Origin of the sequence: Alteromonas nitratireducens (genome assembly GCF_040812025.1) — a bacterium.
GTDB lineage: Bacteria > Pseudomonadota > Gammaproteobacteria > Enterobacterales > Alteromonadaceae > Alteromonas > Alteromonas nitratireducens.
The window spans coordinates 46,983-67,018 of record NZ_JBFNPK010000020.1 but is presented as its reverse complement, the minus strand read 5'-3'; the positions used below and the strand labels follow the sequence as shown (position 1 = coordinate 67,018).

Sequence of the window (20,036 nt, the reverse complement as noted above, 5' to 3'; positions counted from 1 at the left end):
CAAAGCAACGGCTTCGCGCTTAAACTCTGGGGAATATTTTCTTCGCTTGGTCATAGACACTCCTTCTAGGCATAGTATGCCTCTTTATGGATGTGTCCGTAAAATCTGGGTAGAACCCCCTGAACATCAAAGCCAAATACAGTAAGAGTATGTAAGCACTTAAATACTCTTTGTTTTCAGACCAAGAGTTATCGCAACCAGCTGCCGACTTAGTTGTGCTATTTGGTTGGAATCAACATTTTCCCCGAGTGCAGCACTACATATCGCGCCGTTGAACAACTGAAACAAAGCATCCACCATAAGACTAATTTTACCTTCTGTTACGCTAAGTTTTTGTGCACTGCAGCATGCTTGAACAAACTGGATTATCTGACGCTTTAACTGACGACGAAATGGCATTATATGTTGATGTAACTCAGCATTCGTAGCGACTTCAGCCAACACCGTTACAGTGATGGTTGCCCCGCCCGTGGTAATAATTCGATCTAGATCACCAAACATGAAATCAACCAACCGAATAACCGCATCAGGCGCACTTGGAGACAACTGGTCAATTAGGAGAATAGCGGCTTGTAAATCACGCTCAGCCATTTGCTGTAAAATGGCTTCTTTACTGGGGAAGTAGTTGTATACGGCACCAGCACTTAACTGAGCTTCACGCAAAATATCGCGCATCGTCGTGCGATGAAAACCACTGCGGCTGAAGCAGACTGCCGCTGCTGACAAAATCTGATCCTTTCTCGCTTCCAGGGTTTGTGACGTGACTTTAGGCATGCTCTAGAACTCTCATTCGACCGCTTGCGAACTTACCCTTTCAATTTAGCGATGTCCAGCCTGACTAAAAAATTGCGGGTTAGGTGTTGCATATTTTTTCAACAAAAAATAAAATAGAGCGGTCGTTCGTTTTATGATGGTTTTATGAAAAAATTTATTTTATGCGTGTTCCTAATCGCACTGCTTAGCTGGCTCGGCCAGATAGCAAGCAATCTATATATGTCTCATGTATATCAAGCGCCGGGGAGTTATGTTGAAACAGAAATGGGGTCATTACATTTGTATTGTGTAGGCGACAAATCAGCCCCCCTAGTCGTGTTGGAAGCAGGTGCGATAGGCTGGAGTCAAACTTGGAGTTGGATACAACCAGCGCTTGCAGAAAAATTCAGGGTATGTAGCTATGACCGTCCAGGTCTTGGCTGGTCAGAGGCAAATCAGACGCCAGATGCAGGAGCTGCAGTCTCAGCTCTGTATGATGCACTCAGCGCGTCAGGTGAGAACTTGTCAGACATCACGATGGTGGGTCACTCATATGGTGCTATTGTCATTCGTGCGTTTGCAGCCAAATATCCGCAAAATGTAAGCAATTTGATATTTGTAGATGGCTCTCATCCTGATCAGTTTTCAATATTACCGGAGAGCTTTGTGCAAAAAGCACAAACGTTTAACGATTTACTTCGCCCTCTCGGGTATTTATCACACACTGGATTAGTGCGAATACTAAATCCACTCGGACAATTAGCCGATGAATTACCCGACCAGAATCATTTTGCCGTACGTTACTTTGGATCGAACCCGATACACCTTTTAACTTCATATACAGAGATGCAATTGTGGCCACGCAGCGCTGAATTGGCAAAAATGGCCGACCTATCCCATAAACCCCTTCTGATAATAAGTGCAGCAAGCATGCCTGATGCAACGGAAGAAGAGTATCAGGCTTGGCTTGAGCTTCACAAATCGATGCTGTCACTGAGTCTATACTCCAAGCATCTGATAATCCCAGGTTCAGATCATTACTCTTTGCTGATGAACCCAAACCATGCTGCGTTGTTAACGCAACAAATTTCGGCCTTCATAACGATGCATCAGGAGATGTAACGTTCTGTAAGCGTTTTGCATATGCGCTATTGATTTGACTAAAATATGTACCAAATAGATTTGGATTAATCATTAAACAAATGCAAGAAACAAAGATAAAACGGATACTTCAAATAGAAGGAGCATTAGTATTACTAGTTTCACTTCAACTGTATCAAAACAGTCTGTATAGCTGGTGGCTATTGGCTAGCCTTTTTTTTCTGCCCGATATAATGCTGCTGGGCTATCTTTTTAACGCCGTTGTGGGCGCGACACTTTACAATCTGAGTCACAGTTATATCTTACCCTTACTGCTTGGGGTGTTCTTGCTATGGCAAAGTCCCCAGCATTTGCCATTAATATTAATCTGGACAGCACATATCGGCTTTGACCGTATGTTGGGTTATGGCTTGAAACTTCCAAAGGGATTTCGGTATACGCATCTTGGCGTCATAGGAAAAGCCGAATCAGGCTAGAACTAAACCTCAACCACCCGCAATCTCTCTGGCAACTTATCGATGTAGTTTTTGTGTACGCTAAGTTCACTACCATCTATGAGAGTAATCTTGGCATCATTAATACTTTGCTTGGAAAAATTAACAACGGTATTTATGTTAACGATTTCACTTCTATTAATTTTCACAAAAACGGTCGGGTCTAATTGGCTCAGCAATGCTGACTGCGTTATTCGAAAAGGATATGCTCGGCCTTTAACGTATAAATCCTGATAATTACCAGCGGTTCTGATGAACTCTACCTGAGAAAGCTTTATTAAAAACTCTTGGTTTAACATCTTAACCAATACCTGAGAGAGATAAGGCTCTAAGACCTCATTTCCGTCAGCAAAGTCTGGTGCAGTAGCTAACTTCGATGCCTCACCACGCCAGCGCCGAATGATAAATCGATATGTCTCAAATAATACAATGAAAAATAAGTAGACTCTGATGTCTTTAGCATATTCATAGAGTAAATTGGTCGCACTCCAGTCAAAAATATACTGTTCATCAACGAGTTTATAGACAAAAACCCGTATAGCCACCATTAAAGCTAAATGTGCCGCACAAAAAACTATGCTGGCTAAAACATGCCTAAATAACTGTTCTCTTATCGCCTGTGTGCGAAGTGGGTATTGGTCTGACAACCAGATTAATCCTGGAAGTAAAATCAGCACCGAAATTGCGCTACTGAATTCCCATATCCAGGGTTTCCACAAAGCAATGTTTGAGGCTGCTTTTTCCACATAAGCGACATAACCATTTGCAACAATATTCACGATAAAAAATAGCGTTAATAGTACAACTTCACATTGCCACTTGTGTTTTAGATACCAGGTCAAAAATGCCGATTGAGCCATAAAGCAACACCATAAACATCCCAATAAACCAAAGTTTATCCCAAATTCGCCACCTTAAGCACCGCTATTGTCGTTTTATCACTGTTTATTAGTACTGCCTACAGCTCCGATTCAAACTGATTTTGCAAACAACTTAGCCTGGAGCCTAACCATGATTAGTAACAGAAGATACGACATTGATGCACTTCGTGTGCTTGCTTTCGGAATTCTCATTTTGTATCACTGCGGTATGCTATTTGTGCCCGGTTGGGGTTGGCATATCAAGAGCAGTTATCAAATCGATGCTCTTCCTGGTGTGATGCAGTTTTTTAACGCATGGCGGATGCCATTATTATTTCTTGTAAGCGGTGCAGCTATTGCTTTGGCAAACCCACAAAAAAGACTTGCTGATTTTGTATCTTCGCGCACCTTCCGGTTGTTATTTCCATTGTTAATGGCAATGATTTTTACGGTGCCACTTCAAGCCTATGTTCAGGCTGTAGAAAACGGGAGCATTGAACCGGGCTTGCTGCTTTTTTTGATTCATTATTTTTCATTTTCACCATGGCCAGAAGGTGCATTTGATGGTTCAGATGTTGGTTTTACATGGAACCATCTGTGGTATCTACCTTACCTATTTATTTATACCCTGCTGCTGGTTGGCCTGCTCAAGCTTAAAACGATGTTGGGGTTAACGGTAAAATCACTATCAACAGGCACAGTGTTAGTAGTTACCATTAACTTCATAATCACTCTCGTTGCTTTAAAGCTTTTGGTCAGACCGCACTTCCCAGAGACGCATGCGCTTTATAACGACTGGTATGCACATCCGTATTACTTTGGTTTCTTTATCTTCGGCTACATGCTGGGCAGGCCTGCTTGCGCTCACATTTGGCACAAAATGGCAGACAGCCGTTGGACGTTATTAGCTCTTTCGCTTTCAAGTTTCGCAATCTGGTTAGGATTAAAACAATGCAATGATTTGCAAGTAAACCTCTGGCTGTTCGCACCTGCAGCGGGCGAGCTTCAATTAAATGGCGCTAGCTATCTGCTGTGTGGCACAACGATAAAAACCCTACTGCATACGCTTTACAGTGTCAGTATGATTGCCACAATTTTGGCCTTCGGTTTTAAGTATCTGAACAAGCCCGATTCAGCCGTCGCGCGATACAGTCAAGCCATCTACCCCTGGTATATCATGCACCAAACTTTGATTGTACTTTTAGCCTACTGGCTGGTGCCTTTAAGAATTGGCGTAGTAGCCGAGGCCGTACTGGTTATCAGTGGCACTTTTATCGGTTGCTATATGATATACCGCTACGTCATTATGCCACTGCCATTCTTACACAGCGCGTTTGGGATATTTTCTAAGAAGTAATTCAGGTGAGGTCTGCCCGATCCCGCAGGCAGGCCTTTTCTTATTATTCAGTTTAAATCCAAAACACTGTCAACTTCCTGTAAGCCCATGTAAGCGATAAGTCGAAACTAACCAACTTTAGCTAGAATGCAGCTCTTTTTTAAGGGGTAAATATGCTTTATATGGTACTGCTGGGTGGTAATCATCCAATGGCGAAAATCGAAGTTCATGATGTTGTCTTTATAAACTGCGATGATATTCACCGGTCACACGACAAACTCCGGGAACTCTGGTTTGGTGATAAAAACCGAGTACATATTGATAGTTGGATGGCTGTTTATGGGGTAGATGGCTACCGAGTTGACTTGTCTAGCGACCCAATTAGGAGTGATGGCCAGCGATTATTTTTCGTAAACTTAGGAGGTTATATCACTGAGCAGTTTGGTGAAGAACATCGCTATTTGTTAATTGTTGCTGAAAATGAAGAACATGCAAAACAAAGAGCAAAACAAACGGTTTCAGATATTTGGAATAAACCTCACAAGGATAATCTATTCGAGATCGATGATTGCCTTACAATTGATAAGGTTGATGGACTTTATGTAAATCTTACGAAAGCTCCACACGAGAAAAATCAGTTTGCAAACGACTATACACCGCTTCTACTAATGTAATGTTTTTCTGCAAGAGATAAGGCTACTCTATACGTAAAACGTGGCTGGTGATGTTTTCAAAACCATGTTTTACGTCTATGAAAATTAACTGCTCCTCATCTCCAACAGACACTAATTTTTGGCCCAAGTGCAACAATGTGGAACGACCGCAACAATCCCAACCTCCGCTCTTACCAACAAAGTTAGCAAACGCAATCGGGGTTAGATTTGATTGTTTTGTGAGTATGTCTAGATCCTTGCCATAACCCTTTGCTGAAATTAAAACACTCATCAAAAGAAGATCGACATTATCGTCACGGTAGGAGTCAAAAAAATTGGGCTCAGTAAAATCTGCACAAATCCCTAAACCAATCTTTAAACCGTTGATAGTCAATACGACATTTTGACTTCCCGCAGATATGTATTGTTCTTCACCTGCATGGAGAAACTGCTTGTAGTAAACCCTAATGCCTGACGCTTCTCCCAAAATGAAAGAAGAAATATAACATTGATCATTATCTTCTATAAAAGCACCGACCACCGCGGTTAAGTCGTGCTTTATCGCAAGCTTATGAAGTTGGGCTATAGCCTCTTTTGTTTTGTCATCACGGCTCATATGTTTGGCGCTTTCCAACACATAACCATGAAGTGACAATTCTGGGAAGATAACGAGTTTTGCGCCATGTCTAGCCGCAGTACTGATTGCAACGCTATGCTGTCGAACGTTTTCCTCGACTAGACTATCCGCCACCATAATTTGTGCCAAAGCTATCATTTTGCCAATACTCAGGTTAAATGAGGACATCCAAAACTAGAACAGTTTCTCACTTCGAAATTCCAGCAAGGTTACATCGCGCCAAACGCCATTAAGTTTACCTATTTTCGTTCTTGTTCCAACTTCTCTAAAACCGCAACCAGTGTGAAGCCTAATACTTGCTAAATTGAATCGCACCGGGTTTGTCGGAGGCTAATTATCTTGAGAGAATTAGCCAATGAACAGAAGAGTTACTTATTCCCCAGAAGTCCGCGAGCGTGCAGTTCGCATAGTGCTGACGTCAGAGCATGAATACGCTTCCAGATGGTCAGCGTTAGTATCTATTTCAGCAAAGATTGGATGTACACCTGAGACCTTAAGGGCGTGGGTAAATAGAATGGAAGTGGACTCAGGTAAGAAGCCTGGTGTCACGTCTGATGCGGCAGCGAAAATCAAAGAGCTTGAACGTGAGAATAAAGAGCTCAAACAAGCCAACGAGATACTGAAAAAAGCTGCAGCGTTTTTTGCTCAGGCGGAGCTCGACCGCAAACCGAAAAAATAGTCCAGTTCATTGATGTGTATCGGTCGTTGTATGGTGTCGAGCCAATTTGCCGCCAAGTGCAAATTGCACCCTCAACGTATTACCGTTACAAAGCGCTTGAAGCAGAGCCTGAACGCCGTTGTCATCGTTATCACCAAGACGAGGCGCTGAAACCTGAAATTCTGCGCGTATGGCAGGAAAATAAGCGCTGCTATGGTGTCAGAAAGGTATGGAAGCAACTGAAGCGAGAGGGCTTCAGCGTGGCCCGCTGCACAGTTGCCAGACTGATGAGAGAGCTGAGTATCCAGGGCGTACGTCGAGGTCGTCGTTGCGTCACCACTATCCCCGACGACAGTGCAGCTAAACCACTGGATTTGGTCAACCGCGAGTTCACTGCACAACGGCCTAACCAGATGTGGGTGGCAGATATTACCTACGTTGCCACGTGGTCAGGCTTTGTCTATGTAGCGTTTGTGATTGATGTTTTCTCGCGCAAAGTCGTCGGTTGGCGCGTGATGAAGTCGATGCAAACACAGTCGATACTGGATGCGCTAGAGCAAGCATTGTGGGCACGAGGCAAGCCTAAAGGCGTTATTCATCATAGCGATCGCGGTAGTCAGTACGTGTCCATCCGCTATTCAGAACGGCTGTCAGAGGCAGGGTTTACGGCCTCTGTCGGCAGCGTGGGTGATTCGTATGACAACGCACTAGCAGAAACCATCAATGGCTTATTCAAGGCTGAGGTCATATACAAAGACGGCCCTTGGAAGGGACTGGAGCAAGTCGAACTGGCCACGCTTGATTGGGTTGACTGGTTCAACACCAAACGGCTACTTGGCCCTATCGGTGATATACCACCAGTCGAATATGAGGAGAACTACTATCGACAACTAGCCGAAGATACGGCAGCATGACTCAGACAAATCCGCCTCCGAATTTACCGGTACGATTCAGGTAAGCCAAAAGGCGTGATGTCCCACAGCGACCAGGGCTCGCAGTACGGTGCTCGTAAGTTCAGACAAAGGCTGTGGCGCTACAAGATGGTTCAGAGTATGAGTCGCAGAGGTAACTGCTGGGATAATAGCCCGATGGAGCGCGTGTTCAGAAGTCTGAAATCCGAATGGATGCCATCAACCGGCTACCATTCGCCAAATGAAGCAAAACGAGATGTGGGATATTACCTGATGAATTATTACAACTGGGAAAGACCGCATCAATTTAAATATGGGCTACCACCGGCAAAAGCGGAAGAATTAGCTAAAATGGTGTCTGGGTTTTATTGACCACTACATACCCAACTCAACGAATTCAGAAAGGAAATTAAGCTGCGACACAAAAAGACAGGAAAGGAGCTTGTCGCAAAAGAGTGGTTTGATGTCGATTTAGAGCATGCGGTGTCCGTCGCTATTAATATCGTACGCGATAATGTTGGTCAGACTACGTTAGATGAAAACGATAATTTATACGCGAGCGTTCACCAGAGCGAACCCCCATATTCTGAAAATTGATGATTTGCACATTGGCTAATGTAAGTAAGCTTCTAAAAGCGTCAAGCAACCCTACGTAACATGAGTAAACCTTTAATTTACATCGACCAAAATGTTATTGGATTGCAATTGCAGGGTTCGATTTGTCTTAGCAGCCGCAATGATTTGGTTTGGGTATATTCAAAAGAGCATTTCGCTGAAATAAGACGCGCAGACAATCCTGAGACGTACTTAAACGTGCTCGAAGAAATTGATGCAAAACTTTTAGAACTTGTGCTTGATGAGAGTTTTAGAATCACGGATAAGGCAGTGTTAAACGAAAGGGACTCACCTCATCACAACTATAGTCTTTACATAGAAACAACAAAAGAAGTTAAGTTCGACGAAACGATATTCGATCCTTTTCAAGTATGGGTTAATGGTGGTGACGATGGAGGTCTGCTAAAGGATCTACCAGATAAGCTCGTACGAGAGATTGCACAACTCACATCGGGCTTATCATTTGAAACTAGCGATGCAGCAGAAAAAGTCTTGAACATAAAGCCTGAGTTCGACTCTTTAATCACTGATATTATATCAAATGGAAATGATATTAATAAAACTAGAGCCGCTCTTGGCGATATCAAAGGCACTATCGGGAGTATCTCGGGAGATAAAGAAATCATGAGGATTTGGGAAATAATATCTCCGACAATGAGTACGAACGATATTACTTGTGACCAATTCTTTGGTTTTGACCCTGTGGATAAACAAAGTTACTTAGTTTGGCCAATGTATCTGGGAATCGTTGGATGCAATGCTGTGCTTGATATACTGGGTTTTCAAGCCGAGAAAAAATGCAGGAAGTTAAACAAAATTCATAATGTAAGGAGTGATGCATCCCATATGGCTATGGCTGCATTCTGCTCCGCAGTCATTTCTGAGGATAAGCGATTCATCAGAAGAGCATCTGCGATCTATAACTACAAAAATATCGATACTATTTCTATTCTGATGGAAAAGAGCACTAACGAATAGGGCGTCGACTTCAGAGGGGCTGGACTGCTTGCTCCAGCTTTAAATACCTTTAATTAATGTAGCTTAAAATCTCCTTTGTGCACCACGGTTAACATGGTGTTTTTGTATCTTTCACAGAATTTATCGAAGTTTATCCATGTAAAAACTGAAATTTTTTTGTATCCATGGTTTTTGTATTTTTCACTGGGTTACATTTGAATTTTAAACCAATGTTTATAAATGTTTTTAATCACTCAATCACCGATAACATACAAAAAAATGGTGTTTATAAGTTCCCTGCGTTTGATCACTACATCGCCGATAAAGTATTTACTAATACCGGGCCTGGCGCGTTTGCTTCTCAGTCGTGGCTGGATGACGCAGTAGTGCGCGAGCACCCACTCAATCAGCGGCTGTGTGATTGCTTCCGGCTGATGTTTCTGGATGAAAAACATGCACCCAATGCTTATTTATTACGATCCATTGAGGCCGACCGTGCGTTAAAGTTATACTATTATGCAAGGCCGCAGGAAATGGCGGCGCGAGCATTTGAAGCCTGCATTCAGGATGCCCCGATTAAAAACGCATTTCTGGTTCAGGGTACAAAAAAAACAACGGAAGCTAGACTTGGTATTTATCCTCGTGATACCTTGCGTAATAAGCTCAACGACGCATTGATGGTGTATTTCTACCAACTGGGCATCGCCCTTACGAGCAAATCATGATGCTTCTCGCATCATGAGAGAATAAGACCAGGTTTTTTCAACAAGTGTCACAGCACCACAGTGTTTGTACAGAATGCTGACGTATTTTGTCCCAGACGGTATACTGTAGTGCCCGAACGTAACAGACAAAAGAAGACGAGATGAAAAGAAAAAAGCATACCTCGGCCGAAGACGAGGCCCAGATTGACATGACCCCCATGTTGGACATTGTGTTCATCATGTTGATTTTCTTCATCGTGACGACGTCGTTCGTGAAAGAGAAAGGGTTGGACGCAAACCGTCCGGAAGACAACCAGACTAAAAATGATCAGCCTTCTAAAGCGTTGTCTATTCGTATCGACGCAGACGGCACTATCGTGATGGGTGGTCGTGAAGTTGATATCCGTCGTGTTGTTGCTAACGCACAGACGTATCTTGCTGAGAACAACACCGACACTGCGGCCATTCAGGCTCATGAAGATACCGAACACGGTACCGTGGTAGAGGTTATGAACCAGGTAAAAATAGCTGGTATTGATAAAGTATCGGTACTGGTTAAAAAATCCTGATCATCAGTTAATTATGAAAAGGCTGCCTCCGGGCAGCCTTTTTTGTATGGTTTTATATACCTAAGTATAACTGGCGCAGGTGAACGCAAAATGTTCAAATAGTAATGTTCGGTGTATCTGGATTACCATGTTGAAAAGTCGGTTCCAGATAACGAAGTCACTGGAGCCTTATATGAAACGTACCCTGTCTGCAGTTGCAGTTCTGTCTGCTGCTGCATCATTTGCCTGTAATGTGCAGGCCAGTCCTATTCAGTTAAACGAAGCGTTTGACTACAACGCCTATATACTTGGCGATATGACCGGTAACCAGTCCGATGTTGAGGGCAGACTGGCTGTTGGTGGCTCACTTACCCTGAATCATTACGATATCGGATTGCTTCTCGAACCCGATCTGCAAAGCAGTGTATTGTATAGCGGCGGGTCAATGACGCTCAGTAACTCGCTGATTAACAACGGTCAAACCACAAGTGGCGGTAGCTTGTCTGCGTCCCAGAGTGAATTTTCTGGTGGCGTGAACGCCGCAGGCAGCGTAGCCATAACGGAAGCCAAAGTGGCACAGGGCGACATTCATGCCGACGGCGATGTTGACCTCTACCGGGCCGAAGTAACCAACGGCAATGTTATCTCCGGCGGCAACGTCAGCCTTACTGAGGCAGGTGTTAAAAATGGCGATGTCAGTGCTTCAGGTTCAGTGTCACCGGCAGTTAATGTTGAAAATGGCACCGTCAGTCAGTACGCCAGTGTCACACCCGATATTGCTCCACTCGACTTTGACGCAATTAACCGCGAAGTGTTTGCGCTATCCAGTTACTTAGGCGGCCTGTCGGCGAACGGCACAACCACGGTACGCTGTCATGGCGGAATCAGCTGTTCAGAGGTGGGCGCCAGTGCTTATGACATCACCTTCACCGGCAGTGATTCTCTGAACATCTTCAATGTCGATGCAGACTGGTTGTCTGATCCTGGTAAGTCGGTCACCTTTGATTTCTCAACCACCAGCTACAACATTATTAATGTCTATGGCGATACGGTATCGCTGTTTGAGACCGGGTTTTACAGCACGGTTCTGGGCGGAAAAATCGAGGACAACTGGAACAGTATCCGCAACGAGGAATACACCCGACATGATGGTACGTACACCAACAACGTCCTGTTCAACTTTGTTGATACCACCGACCTGACGCTTGCGGGGATCGGCTTCAAAGGCAGTATTCTTGCCCCCTTCGCGGACACCAACTTTTACAACGGCCATATCGACGGCAACCTTATTGTAGGCAGCCTGTCATCGCCTGATGGTGAGTATACCGGTCAGGTGAACGACTATCGCTTTGGCGATATTAAGGTCAGCGAGCCTGCCAGTGTCCTGTTATTCGGTGTCGTTGGCGCAATCCTGTTTTCTCGTCGTCGTACCCTGCGTTTACAGCGCAAAGCCTGACAGTCGGGGGGAAGACAGGATAAGTTCATCGCTTGTCACGCCTTCCCCGTTGCCCGGCCGCCACATAAATTGCAAGCCCGCCAGAAATTCCCGGTATTCGACAGCAAAGGCCCGGCTGACAAAGCCAGCGACCACCCAGTTGTCGGTTAACCGCCATTGTGAGTCCAGCGTCACCTGACCGTTTAGCCCTTGGCTGCGGCTGCCCTCAACACGTTCACCCGATGCCGTCAGGGGAAAGCGGTTATAGTCATCCTGCGTAATCCAGCCATACCCCAGGCTTACGCTGAGTTTTGCCTGGCCGCGCGCATATTCGGCTGTCAGCAACTCGGAGTACAGGCCGGCAACCAGAAACTTCTGCGGACTGAAATACCCGCCATGTCCGTAGGTAAATGCGCTCAGGTTTGCATCGTACCGGTCATAGCTGATAAACGGCCCGACACGCCAGTAATCCAGCATCCTGCTATTGCCCGCGATGTCTTTGCTGACATCTCCCCGTATTCCTGCGTGGCTGTTTGCCAGCACGCGTTCGCCGGTGAGGTTTTCATAGCGCAGCGTGGTCGACACTGACCAGGTTGGTGCAACGGGCACCGCAATCAGGGCGCGAACCCCATCGGCCATAACCCGTCCCCAGCTTTCTTCATGGCTGTCATTAAAGGTACCGGTCTGACTGAGCAGACTGTCTGTCTTCCTGTCCCTGTACCAGCTGATGGCGGCGGTCAGTTTATCGCTGTACCAGGCGGCGCCGAGCATACCGGTCAGACGTGTGCTCACCGGCTGGTCAAACAGGCCATATTCAATATTGCCGTAGAGCGTGACCCCTTTGTCCTGGAATTCAACCTCAGCGCGCACCGCTTTGTCCTCAAAACCCGAGATGCCGGCGAACGTGTTGTCGACCTGGCCGCCGGCAAACCAGTCATCCGCTGACGGTTTTCCACTGTAAAGCTGAGCATAGTCGAGGGCTACACCCCATCGCCATGCATCGTGCTGGCGCTGAACCCCGATGTATCCCGTCATCTCGTCAAAATTTCCGAGACCCCGCTGTCCACTTCGGGCCCGGCCTCTCAGACCGCCGGTTACCGTCAGCGCATCCTTGGTCTGGGCGGTTACCACGTTCTCATCTCCCAAATGATAAGCCAGCTGAAACTGTTTGCGTGATTGTGCCTGACTGGCGAAACCATGCATCTGCTGGCTGGCGATTGACGGGAAGCGCGCTGCCAGTTCCTGTTGCAGGGGCAGATCACCGGCAGTAATGGCCTGCAGTGCAGCAGCGATATCATCGCGAGAGTGCTGTTGTTCAAGCACCTCACCTAACGCCTCAACCGCCAGCGTCACATTACCAGCCTGATAGGCGGCCCATCCCTGTAACTCTCGCTGAGGTAACGCCAGCGGTCCGAGCGAGGCAAGCTGGCCGGCAAATATCAGGCTCTGACGAAAGTCTTTCTGCTCATAGGTTGCCAGTTGTTGCGTTTGCAACCAGTTCTGACAAATTTCCAGCAGCGGCGGTTGCCCGGTATGTCCGCAGGCGAGCACCCCGGCATGGCGGTAAAAACCGCGCTTTTGCAGGGATAGCGCCTGTCCCTCGACATGTTGCGTGTATTCAAACAGCTGTTGTGAACGACGATAATCGCCTTTGTCAAAATACGCCCAGGCCAGCGTATTGATAGTATCGCTAACGTCTGTCTCAGAATAACGCTCACTCAATGTATCAAGCGCAGTCCACTGACCCGCGCGTGCGAGTTCAACAGCCTGTGCGTTCACTGCACGGCGCTTTGCTTCGTTCAGCGAAACCTCAGGGCTTATCTGCGTTGCTGCATCGAAATGCCGTAACGCTGTCCCGGGCTGGTTTCGTTCCAGCGCCACCCAGCCCATCAGTTCATGATGGCGGGCGTCGCCAAGCGTAAAAGCCAGAGACGATGCGCGCGCAAACTCGGTGTCGGGAAGCTGCTGACGTTGCGCGCTGGTGAGAACCGCGATGTAGCCAAAAACGGCGTCTTTTCCGGGTTTGGCCGGTGCTTGTTCGCGCGGTGCAGGTTCAGCGACGACCGGATTATTCAACGCGTCGAGCGCCGCACGCAGGTCAGGCGCCGGCTGCCATAGCGGGTAACGCGTTGTCAGTCGTTTAAATTCAGCATTTGCGAGCGCTTTCTGGCCTTGCTGGATGTGAAACCAGACCCCCGTGGTATCGGGCCTTTCTGTATCCTCTGCCGGGACCGCCGGCTGAGGTCCGGTATATTCTGTCGCTACCTGCGCTGACACAGTCACAGACAAACCTGCGCCAAGTACAAGCAGTGCCAGCGAGGATATCCCCGACTTATTCATTGCGATGACTCCGAAACGGCAAGCATGGAAAACAGCACCAGACTGGCTGAGTAGTAATCCAGTTTTCTGTTAAGCGGCACAAAGTCAGCCGGTTGCTCCTGCAAAATAGCCGACACAGCATGTTCAATCGCCTGCATACCGACGGTATAGCTGTAGTCAGCGGGCGCACCTGTGGCCAGGTTATAAGTCGCCGGCACCTGCGGCTGTTGCCACCATCTGAGAAACGGCCGCAGCAGGTCGCGATCGGTTTCGCCCGCCCACACCAGATGCAGCGGGATTCGGCATGCATTGAATCCGTATTCCTGCGACAGGGTATTGGTCAGCGTCAGGCTGTTCTCCTGCCACCTTACCCAGTCAGGTGGCAGATCATAATCGGAAAACCTGGCTTCACGAAGCAGCGTCAGCCCGGTGTTGTAAACGTTTTGCCATAATGTAGCGGACCCGGCCTGCTCAAATGCCCGCAGAGCAGGAAAAATCCAGTACGACAGGTTAAGCTGCAGGTTCGCATCACCCTGCACAAACCCGGCGGCGGCTGGCAGAAGCAGTGCAGCCTGCTGATGCTTTACAATCACATGCGATTCCAGCGCCTGAATGATTGCTTTTGCGGCCTGACGGTATGCGGGGACATCCCAACGCCCAGCCGCCTTTAGCAGGGCCCAGGCAATCAGCATATCGCCGTCGCTGGCATTGTTTGGATCGCTGACACATAAGCGATCGCGGGTCTCACAGGGTGTGTACTGCCAGTGAAACAGGTTGTCATCCCGCTGCAGTGTGGACTGTGTCCACTGCCATAACTGACTGAACGTTTGCTGGTCATCTGCAGCCACCGCAAACAGCAACGCATAGCCCTGACCTTCCGAATGAGAGACATCCTGATTGCCGGTATCAACGATCCGGCCATCCTCATAAAACAAGGCAAGATAACGCTGCCAGGCGAGTTCAAATGCAGAGCGCTCCGGCTGAACGGAACAGCTGCTAAGCAGTACGGCCAGACACAGTGCCCAGCCGCGTAACACCCAAACTACCATGATTGTCTGACTTTCTTATTCCGGCGTCGTAAAAGAAGGTAAGCAACGACGCTAACCACTAAGACGATCAGCAGAAAACCGCCAAGCCAGTACCAGGGGTTATTAGACAGCCATGCCCGTACTTCAAGAGCAACACTACCGGCCTGACCGACTTCAAACTTGTCACTGACCTGCATCACCAGTTCGGGCTCTTTTTGTTGACGCCAGACAAAAAAGTCCCCGGTCAGTTGGCCCCATAATTCCAGACTGACCAGATCCTGTATACGCTGCTGCATCACGTCAGCCGACTGTGCGGCTATCATTACAAGCAGTGACGAGCTGTCAGCGGCCTTATTTTCCTCTGCCACCAGCACGCCCAAATCACCCAGCGCATTTTCCTGAACAGTTTCCCCGTTCACTCGCAGTGGCGTATGTGCTTTCTCTGTCATAAACGCCCTGACACGATTATGCAGCATATTTTGCAGCCGGTAAGGCCAGCGTTTGGTTTTTTCTATCGCACTGGGCAGTTTTGACTGGTTAATCGCAGCCAGTGACTCCGGTGACCCAAGCACAATGGCATGCCCCCCTGACAGCGTATCAACACCGGTTGTGACAGTAAGTGACGGCAGTGGCAGCGAAATGCTTTGCGCCATTTTCCCGGCCAGTGTCAGCGCACTGCTGTACATCCCTGGGTCGGTCACAATAATGGACGACGCTTCAGGCTGTGAAAACGGATAGGCAGTCTCGGCAAACAGCGCAAGATCGGGTTGTACCGCGACACCTCCTGCCGGCGGCAATTCAATAGAGGAAGAACTGTAGAGCTGGAACACCATATGCGACCCCGGGATATCGGCACATGGCATGCCCGCGAGCGGTGCACGCATGGTCACATTAAGGTCAATGTTATTCACCCCGCCTTTGAAATACCGGGCCGGCACATTCAGTTGATAATGTCTGAATGACGCGCCGTTTTCCTCATTCAGGTTCAGGCCGTGGATCAGCTCATCGTTAACCGCAATGTTCATGGCCGAGCCTGGTCCGAAGCCCGCACCATAGGCGAAGTCGAGCAACAATGTCACGGTTGCGCTTTCAGGCACATAGAAATCTGCTGGCAGGCGGAGAGAAATACGCTTGCTGAAGGCATTCGCACCCCGGAACTGCTCGCCCGATACGCCCAGTTCGCTGAACGTATACGTCGAATCAGCGGCAGCGATATCGGCCTGCATTAAGGCTGCTGACGTCAGCGATGGCGGGGTGATTATCCTCGCCTGGTTGTCACGGTTTAACGCGTCGTCCATTACCGCAAGCGTGTTCGCAGCCTCTCTCACCTGTTCATGCGACAGTCCTGAAACAATCAGACGATGGGTTGCGCCAACAACCGTTTTATCATCCACGACGATGGCAGGCGTTGCCTCGATGGCCAGAAACGGACCATTGATAGCCTCACGTGTCCGGTCAGTCAAATACGGACTCAACTCGTCCTGAGTACCCACCAGCACGTGAATGCGATCCCGACCAGAAGCACCGTACCAGGCTGTATTCCGAAGTTGCTGTTGTTGTGCGTCAGTCCAGGCGTCATCGGTCAGCACAGCAGCTGACGACGCCGGAGGCAGTGTTTTGTGTTGTAGTGTTAAAGGCTGATACTGGTTACGCAGTGCCAGTGCCTGCGCGACCATCGGCAGGGTTTGTTCTGACAACAGACTGTTTTCCAGACCCACGGTATACAGCGCGACCTGTCGTTGGCCACCTACCCCCGGGCTGAAGAAGCCAGACAACGACGCCAGCGTCGGGGCTTCGTCTGACAATGCTGTGGTCATCGTGAGCGTTGACTTATACAGATCAAGTTCCGACCATAACTCGGGCACCCGACTGTTCACGCACTGGTTAGAATGATGCTGACTCACGGCAAAGGTCAGTGAGTTAAAGCCACTGCGCCATAATGAGGTGGGTATAGTGACATCTGAGATGAGACTAGGATTGTTCGGATCGTACGCAATTTGTGCAATGGTGGCATTATTGAAACGGACATTCAGAATTGAGCGGTCCTCCATCAGGGCAATAGAGTTCGCTGCGAATATTTTCAGTGTCGCCTCCGTCACCCGGTACGTGCTGGCCAGCGGTATTTGTACGGTTCTTTCATCGTAAAGTCCCTGCAGCCGAACCGGGCTCTCCCCGGCATAAAAATCGGTCAGCCTGAAGCGGTGCTGCTCCGTCGCACTCACCCCTGCAAATGGCTGTGCAAGCACAATCATAAACAGTAATGTTATTATTTTTCTACAGGCTTTCATTTGCACTTTTCCTACGTTTAAAAAAGGTATTCCAGAGTTTGTTTATCAGCAGATAGCTATGGGTCAGTGCGGGTTTTACGCCCACGCTGAACAGATGTTTAACGCCAAACCAGTATGAGATGGCCCGGGTACGGCGGCGCTGAAACGATGTCCAGCGACGACTGTCACATAACGTAAACGCAATCACCTCATTTTTCTCTTCGTCATCGGCGGGCGTAAACATCAGTCGGAAGGTCATGTCTCGCTTATTCACATGCATAACTTTCGCGGACAGCTCAACATTACGCTTGAGTGCTTCGGCCCAGCCCACCAGCCTGACTTCATCGGGCACGTCATACAGGGTTTTCAATACCTTGAGCTTTGCCCCCTGAACCGACAGGTCTATCAGTTCTCCATGCCAGAACTGGTCGTCCTCAGCCACCAGCGTCACCGCGTCTGACGCCGGCAGACGAGAGTGCGTGCGGGTTTGGCGTCGCTCTACCATGACATTCATGACGCACAGCATAAGTAACAGGTTAAAAATATTCCAGAGCAGAACAACGACGGTCAGCTCACGGGTCAGTGATTCGGTAACCAGTTTGTAGATACCGGCCCCGGTTGCCACTACCAGTAACCCGGTCAGCCAGTAAAATACCGTCGACATGGGCGATATAAACGTGTGTTCCAGGCTTTTTCCTTTCGGCGTAACCACAAACGACGGCGCACGCGGTGACATGAACACCTTGACCAGCGCATTGAGCGTAAAGGTACACTGCAACAATTCATAAATTTCAGAGACCAGTGGCCAGCGGGTTCGGCCAAACAGCATGGTTGACAACATGTAGGTCGCAATAACGTGTGGCAGCGTATAGGCCAGAATTTCAAGCAGCGAGGCATGGTAAACCTGAAGACCAAATACCAGATACGCGAGCGGCATCAGCAGAAACACGATGCGGGCAAACGGAAACAGCCAGAACATGATTGAGCTCATATAGCCAACACGCTGATACCAGCTAAGACCTGCTGCCTTGTAGGGCTTTTTCAGTAACAGGATTTGGGTCATGCCCTGGGCCCAGCGCATACGCTGGGTAATAAATGCATCAAACGTTTCAGGTGCCAGGCCACTGACCATAGGGCGATCGACGTAAACCGATTCATAACCCAGCTTATGCAGATCCAGTGCGGTTTCGGCATCCTCGGTAATCGAGTCTCCCGAAATCCCCCCGACCTTCTCAAGATGGGCGCGACGCATCAGCGCTGCCGAACCGCAAAAAAACGAGCTGGACCAGTAATCCAGCCCCTTCTGGATGGTGCCGTAAAACATGTCATTTTCTGACGGCATTCGGGTAAATGCGGAAAAGAAGTTACGCTCTACCGGATCCGGGTTTGCCATAAAGTGCGGCGTCTGAACCAGAAAAACATTGTCATTTTTGAGCATCCACGGCACGGTTCGACTCAGAAAGTCAGACGTAGGGACATGGTCAGCATCAAGAATTACCACCAGCTCACCATGGGTGTTCTGGAAAGCACTGTTCACATTACCGGCTTTTGCATGCTCGTTTCTGGCACGTGTATGGTAAACCGCCCCAAGCCGTTCACAGAGTGCCTGAAGGTCTGCACGACGTTGCCTGGCGGCCTCGGCGGCCGCCACATTTGACTGATTGATTTTCTGATCGGTACCACCATCATCCAGCAAATGAACAATCATCTTTTCCGGTGGATAATCCATCAGCCTGGCCGCACGTATCGTGGTCTCAAGGATCTCTTCATCTTCGTTGTAGCTGGGGATCATGATATCGACCGTAGGCAGTGACGCGGGATCGATATTATCCAGGGTCAGCTGAGGTCGGGTCAGCGGGAAGATATTCACTATACAGCCGAGGACATGGGTGAGACCGGCGTACAGTTCAGCAAGAAACAATAGCCAGACGGCAATCATCGACGCCCAGTCGGCTGAGGTCAGCGTATACATGCCTCGCCACAAAAGATAACGGATGCTTAGTGCCAGCCCCAGCATCAGTGCCAGCACACGGAAGAAACTACGGTAGCGGCTCATTGAGCCCGCTTCATTACTGCACAAACTGATAAGAGCAAGAATGAGGATAGCAGCAAACAACTGGCCGAGCGCATCGACAGGCGCGGCAAGGATCAGACCAAGCAACACGCTGCTGCCCAGCAAAAGCCCTGAAAGGCTAAGAAATGAAGATGTTTTTACACCGTGTTCTGATGTATCAGGTTGTTGTCCCAACTTGGTGATCCATGAAGATCACTTTAGCTACATCCCTATAACTGGCCCTGTCTATCAGGGTCACGCCGTCGTCATTTATCTCGAGTTCGTGACTGCTTTCATAAAACAGCCTGGAGATTGCGTCGCGATGAGACTGACTTTCCGCTCTGACAATCGAAAACAGAATAAATCCAAATAATCCGGTCACCAGCAAGACGGCCATAGCTACCAGCGTCGCCTCGCTCAGTGTGGGAGCAACGTAAAGTGAAAAAGCTAACGTTAACGCAGGCACCAATATAGCGATGCTACTTAGCTTGCGCAAGCGATTCGCCCAGAGCAGACGGCTTTCCGCCGACAAATATGCAGCCATGCGCTGCAACCATCTTTCCTGAGAAACACTCGTATCTAAAACGACAAGCGCAGTCTTGCGTCTCTCGACACGTTCCTCAGTGTGTGGATTTGCCAGCAATAATTGTTGTTTGTGGATCTCAGACGACCACATCCCACAACGACTCCCAAAATACGAACTACTC

General features: G+C 48.3%; 17 protein-coding genes, 1 pseudogene and 1 other annotated feature. Of the genes and pseudogenes, 10 read left to right on the top strand and 8 right to left on the bottom strand.

Annotated features, from left to right (window positions below; translation table 11 throughout):
* Window positions 1-159: 159 nt before the first annotated feature.
* Complete coding sequence (locus tag AB1N33_RS14800) at window positions 160-774, bottom strand: TetR/AcrR family transcriptional regulator (RefSeq protein ID WP_411272342.1); 615 nt, start codon at window positions 772-774, stop codon at window positions 160-162.
* Between the two features lie 144 nt (window positions 775-918).
* Between AB1N33_RS14800 and AB1N33_RS14795 the strand changes: the two genes are divergently transcribed.
* Window positions 919-1,875, top strand: coding sequence for an alpha/beta fold hydrolase (locus AB1N33_RS14795; RefSeq protein ID WP_411272341.1), 957 nt, complete (start codon window positions 919-921; stop codon window positions 1,873-1,875).
* Between the two features lie 80 nt (window positions 1,876-1,955).
* Window positions 1,956-2,330, top strand: coding sequence for a DUF4260 domain-containing protein (locus AB1N33_RS14790; protein ID WP_411272340.1), 375 nt, complete (start codon window positions 1,956-1,958; stop codon window positions 2,328-2,330).
* A gap of 2 nt (window positions 2,331-2,332) precedes the next feature.
* Here AB1N33_RS14790 and AB1N33_RS14785 read toward each other — a convergent pair whose 3' ends face one another.
* The gene (locus tag AB1N33_RS14785; RefSeq protein ID WP_411272339.1) at window positions 2,333-3,208 is read right to left on the bottom strand and encodes a LytTR family DNA-binding domain-containing protein; all 876 of its coding nucleotides are present in this window, start codon (window positions 3,206-3,208) and stop codon (window positions 2,333-2,335) included.
* 151 nt (window positions 3,209-3,359) lie between these two features.
* Here AB1N33_RS14785 and AB1N33_RS14780 point away from each other — a divergent pair, with 151 nt between their 5' ends.
* Window positions 3,360-4,565, top strand: a complete 1,206-nt coding sequence (locus AB1N33_RS14780) for an acyltransferase family protein (RefSeq protein WP_411272338.1) — start codon at window positions 3,360-3,362, stop codon at window positions 4,563-4,565.
* 152 nt (window positions 4,566-4,717) lie between these two features.
* On the top strand, window positions 4,718-5,218 hold the full coding sequence (locus tag AB1N33_RS14775) for a DUF1543 domain-containing protein (RefSeq protein WP_411272337.1): 501 nt from the start codon (window positions 4,718-4,720) through the stop codon (window positions 5,216-5,218).
* A 22-nt stretch (window positions 5,219-5,240) separates the two neighbouring features.
* Here AB1N33_RS14775 and AB1N33_RS14770 read toward each other — a convergent pair whose 3' ends face one another.
* On the bottom strand, window positions 5,241-5,972 hold the full coding sequence (locus tag AB1N33_RS14770) for a carbon-nitrogen hydrolase family protein (protein WP_411272336.1): 732 nt from the start codon (window positions 5,970-5,972) through the stop codon (window positions 5,241-5,243).
* 217 nt (window positions 5,973-6,189) lie between these two features.
* Between AB1N33_RS14770 and AB1N33_RS14765 the strand changes: the two genes are divergently transcribed.
* From AB1N33_RS14765 to AB1N33_RS14740, 6 genes and pseudogenes are all read left to right on the top strand, one after another.
* A protein-coding gene (locus tag AB1N33_RS14765) for an IS3 family transposase (RefSeq protein WP_411272335.1) occupies window positions 6,190-7,406 on the top strand; the annotation gives its coding sequence in 2 pieces (ribosomal slippage) (window positions 6,190-6,472 and window positions 6,472-7,406; 1,218 coding nt in all).
* Window positions 6,468-6,584 (top strand) — a sequence feature (AL1L pseudoknot). Its footprint overlaps the gene before it by 117 nt.
* 39 nt (window positions 7,407-7,445) lie before the next feature.
* Window positions 7,446-7,775, top strand: a pseudogene (locus AB1N33_RS14760) (integrase core domain-containing protein); the annotation flags it as partial.
* Between the two features lie 285 nt (window positions 7,776-8,060).
* Complete coding sequence (locus AB1N33_RS14755; protein WP_411272334.1) at window positions 8,061-8,996, top strand: hypothetical protein; 936 nt, start codon at window positions 8,061-8,063, stop codon at window positions 8,994-8,996.
* A 164-nt stretch (window positions 8,997-9,160) separates the two neighbouring features.
* Window positions 9,161-9,700 (top strand): LPD1 domain-containing protein, encoded by a 540-nt coding sequence (locus tag AB1N33_RS14750; protein ID WP_411272333.1) that lies wholly within the window; start codon window positions 9,161-9,163, stop codon window positions 9,698-9,700.
* A 140-nt stretch (window positions 9,701-9,840) separates the two neighbouring features.
* The gene (locus AB1N33_RS14745; RefSeq protein ID WP_411272332.1) at window positions 9,841-10,248 is read left to right on the top strand and encodes an ExbD/TolR family protein; all 408 of its coding nucleotides are present in this window, start codon (window positions 9,841-9,843) and stop codon (window positions 10,246-10,248) included.
* Window positions 10,249-10,420: 172 nt separating this feature from the next.
* The gene (locus tag AB1N33_RS14740) at window positions 10,421-11,683 is read left to right on the top strand and encodes a choice-of-anchor A family protein (protein ID WP_411272331.1); all 1,263 of its coding nucleotides are present in this window, start codon (window positions 10,421-10,423) and stop codon (window positions 11,681-11,683) included.
* Here the strand turns inward: AB1N33_RS14740 and AB1N33_RS14735 are convergent.
* From AB1N33_RS14735 to AB1N33_RS14715, 5 genes are read right to left on the bottom strand one after another with little or no spacing between them, the layout of a single operon-like run.
* On the bottom strand, window positions 11,666-14,002 hold the full coding sequence (locus tag AB1N33_RS14735; protein WP_411272330.1) for a cellulose synthase subunit BcsC-related outer membrane protein: 2,337 nt from the start codon (window positions 14,000-14,002) through the stop codon (window positions 11,666-11,668). The two genes, AB1N33_RS14740 and AB1N33_RS14735, sit on opposite strands and share 18 nt — an antisense overlap.
* Window positions 13,999-15,030, bottom strand: a complete 1,032-nt coding sequence (locus AB1N33_RS14730; RefSeq protein WP_411272329.1) for a family 8 glycosyl hydrolase — start codon at window positions 15,028-15,030, stop codon at window positions 13,999-14,001. The genes AB1N33_RS14735 and AB1N33_RS14730 overlap by 4 nt, the downstream gene beginning before the upstream one ends.
* Window positions 15,024-17,297, bottom strand: coding sequence for a cellulose biosynthesis cyclic di-GMP-binding regulatory protein BcsB (locus tag AB1N33_RS14725; protein WP_411272328.1), 2,274 nt, complete (start codon window positions 17,295-17,297; stop codon window positions 15,024-15,026). The genes AB1N33_RS14730 and AB1N33_RS14725 overlap by 7 nt, the downstream gene beginning before the upstream one ends.
* Window positions 17,284-19,524 carry a UDP-forming cellulose synthase catalytic subunit gene (gene bcsA / locus AB1N33_RS14720; protein ID WP_411272327.1) on the bottom strand — a complete coding sequence of 747 codons (2,241 nt, stop codon included), beginning with the start codon at window positions 19,522-19,524 and terminating at the stop codon, window positions 17,284-17,286. The genes AB1N33_RS14725 and bcsA overlap by 14 nt, the downstream gene beginning before the upstream one ends.
* Window positions 19,508-20,005 carry a hypothetical protein gene (locus AB1N33_RS14715; RefSeq protein WP_411272326.1) on the bottom strand — a complete coding sequence of 166 codons (498 nt, stop codon included), beginning with the start codon at window positions 20,003-20,005 and terminating at the stop codon, window positions 19,508-19,510. Before AB1N33_RS14715 ends, bcsA begins: the two co-directional genes overlap by 17 nt.
* Between the last annotated feature and the right edge of the window lie 31 nt (window positions 20,006-20,036).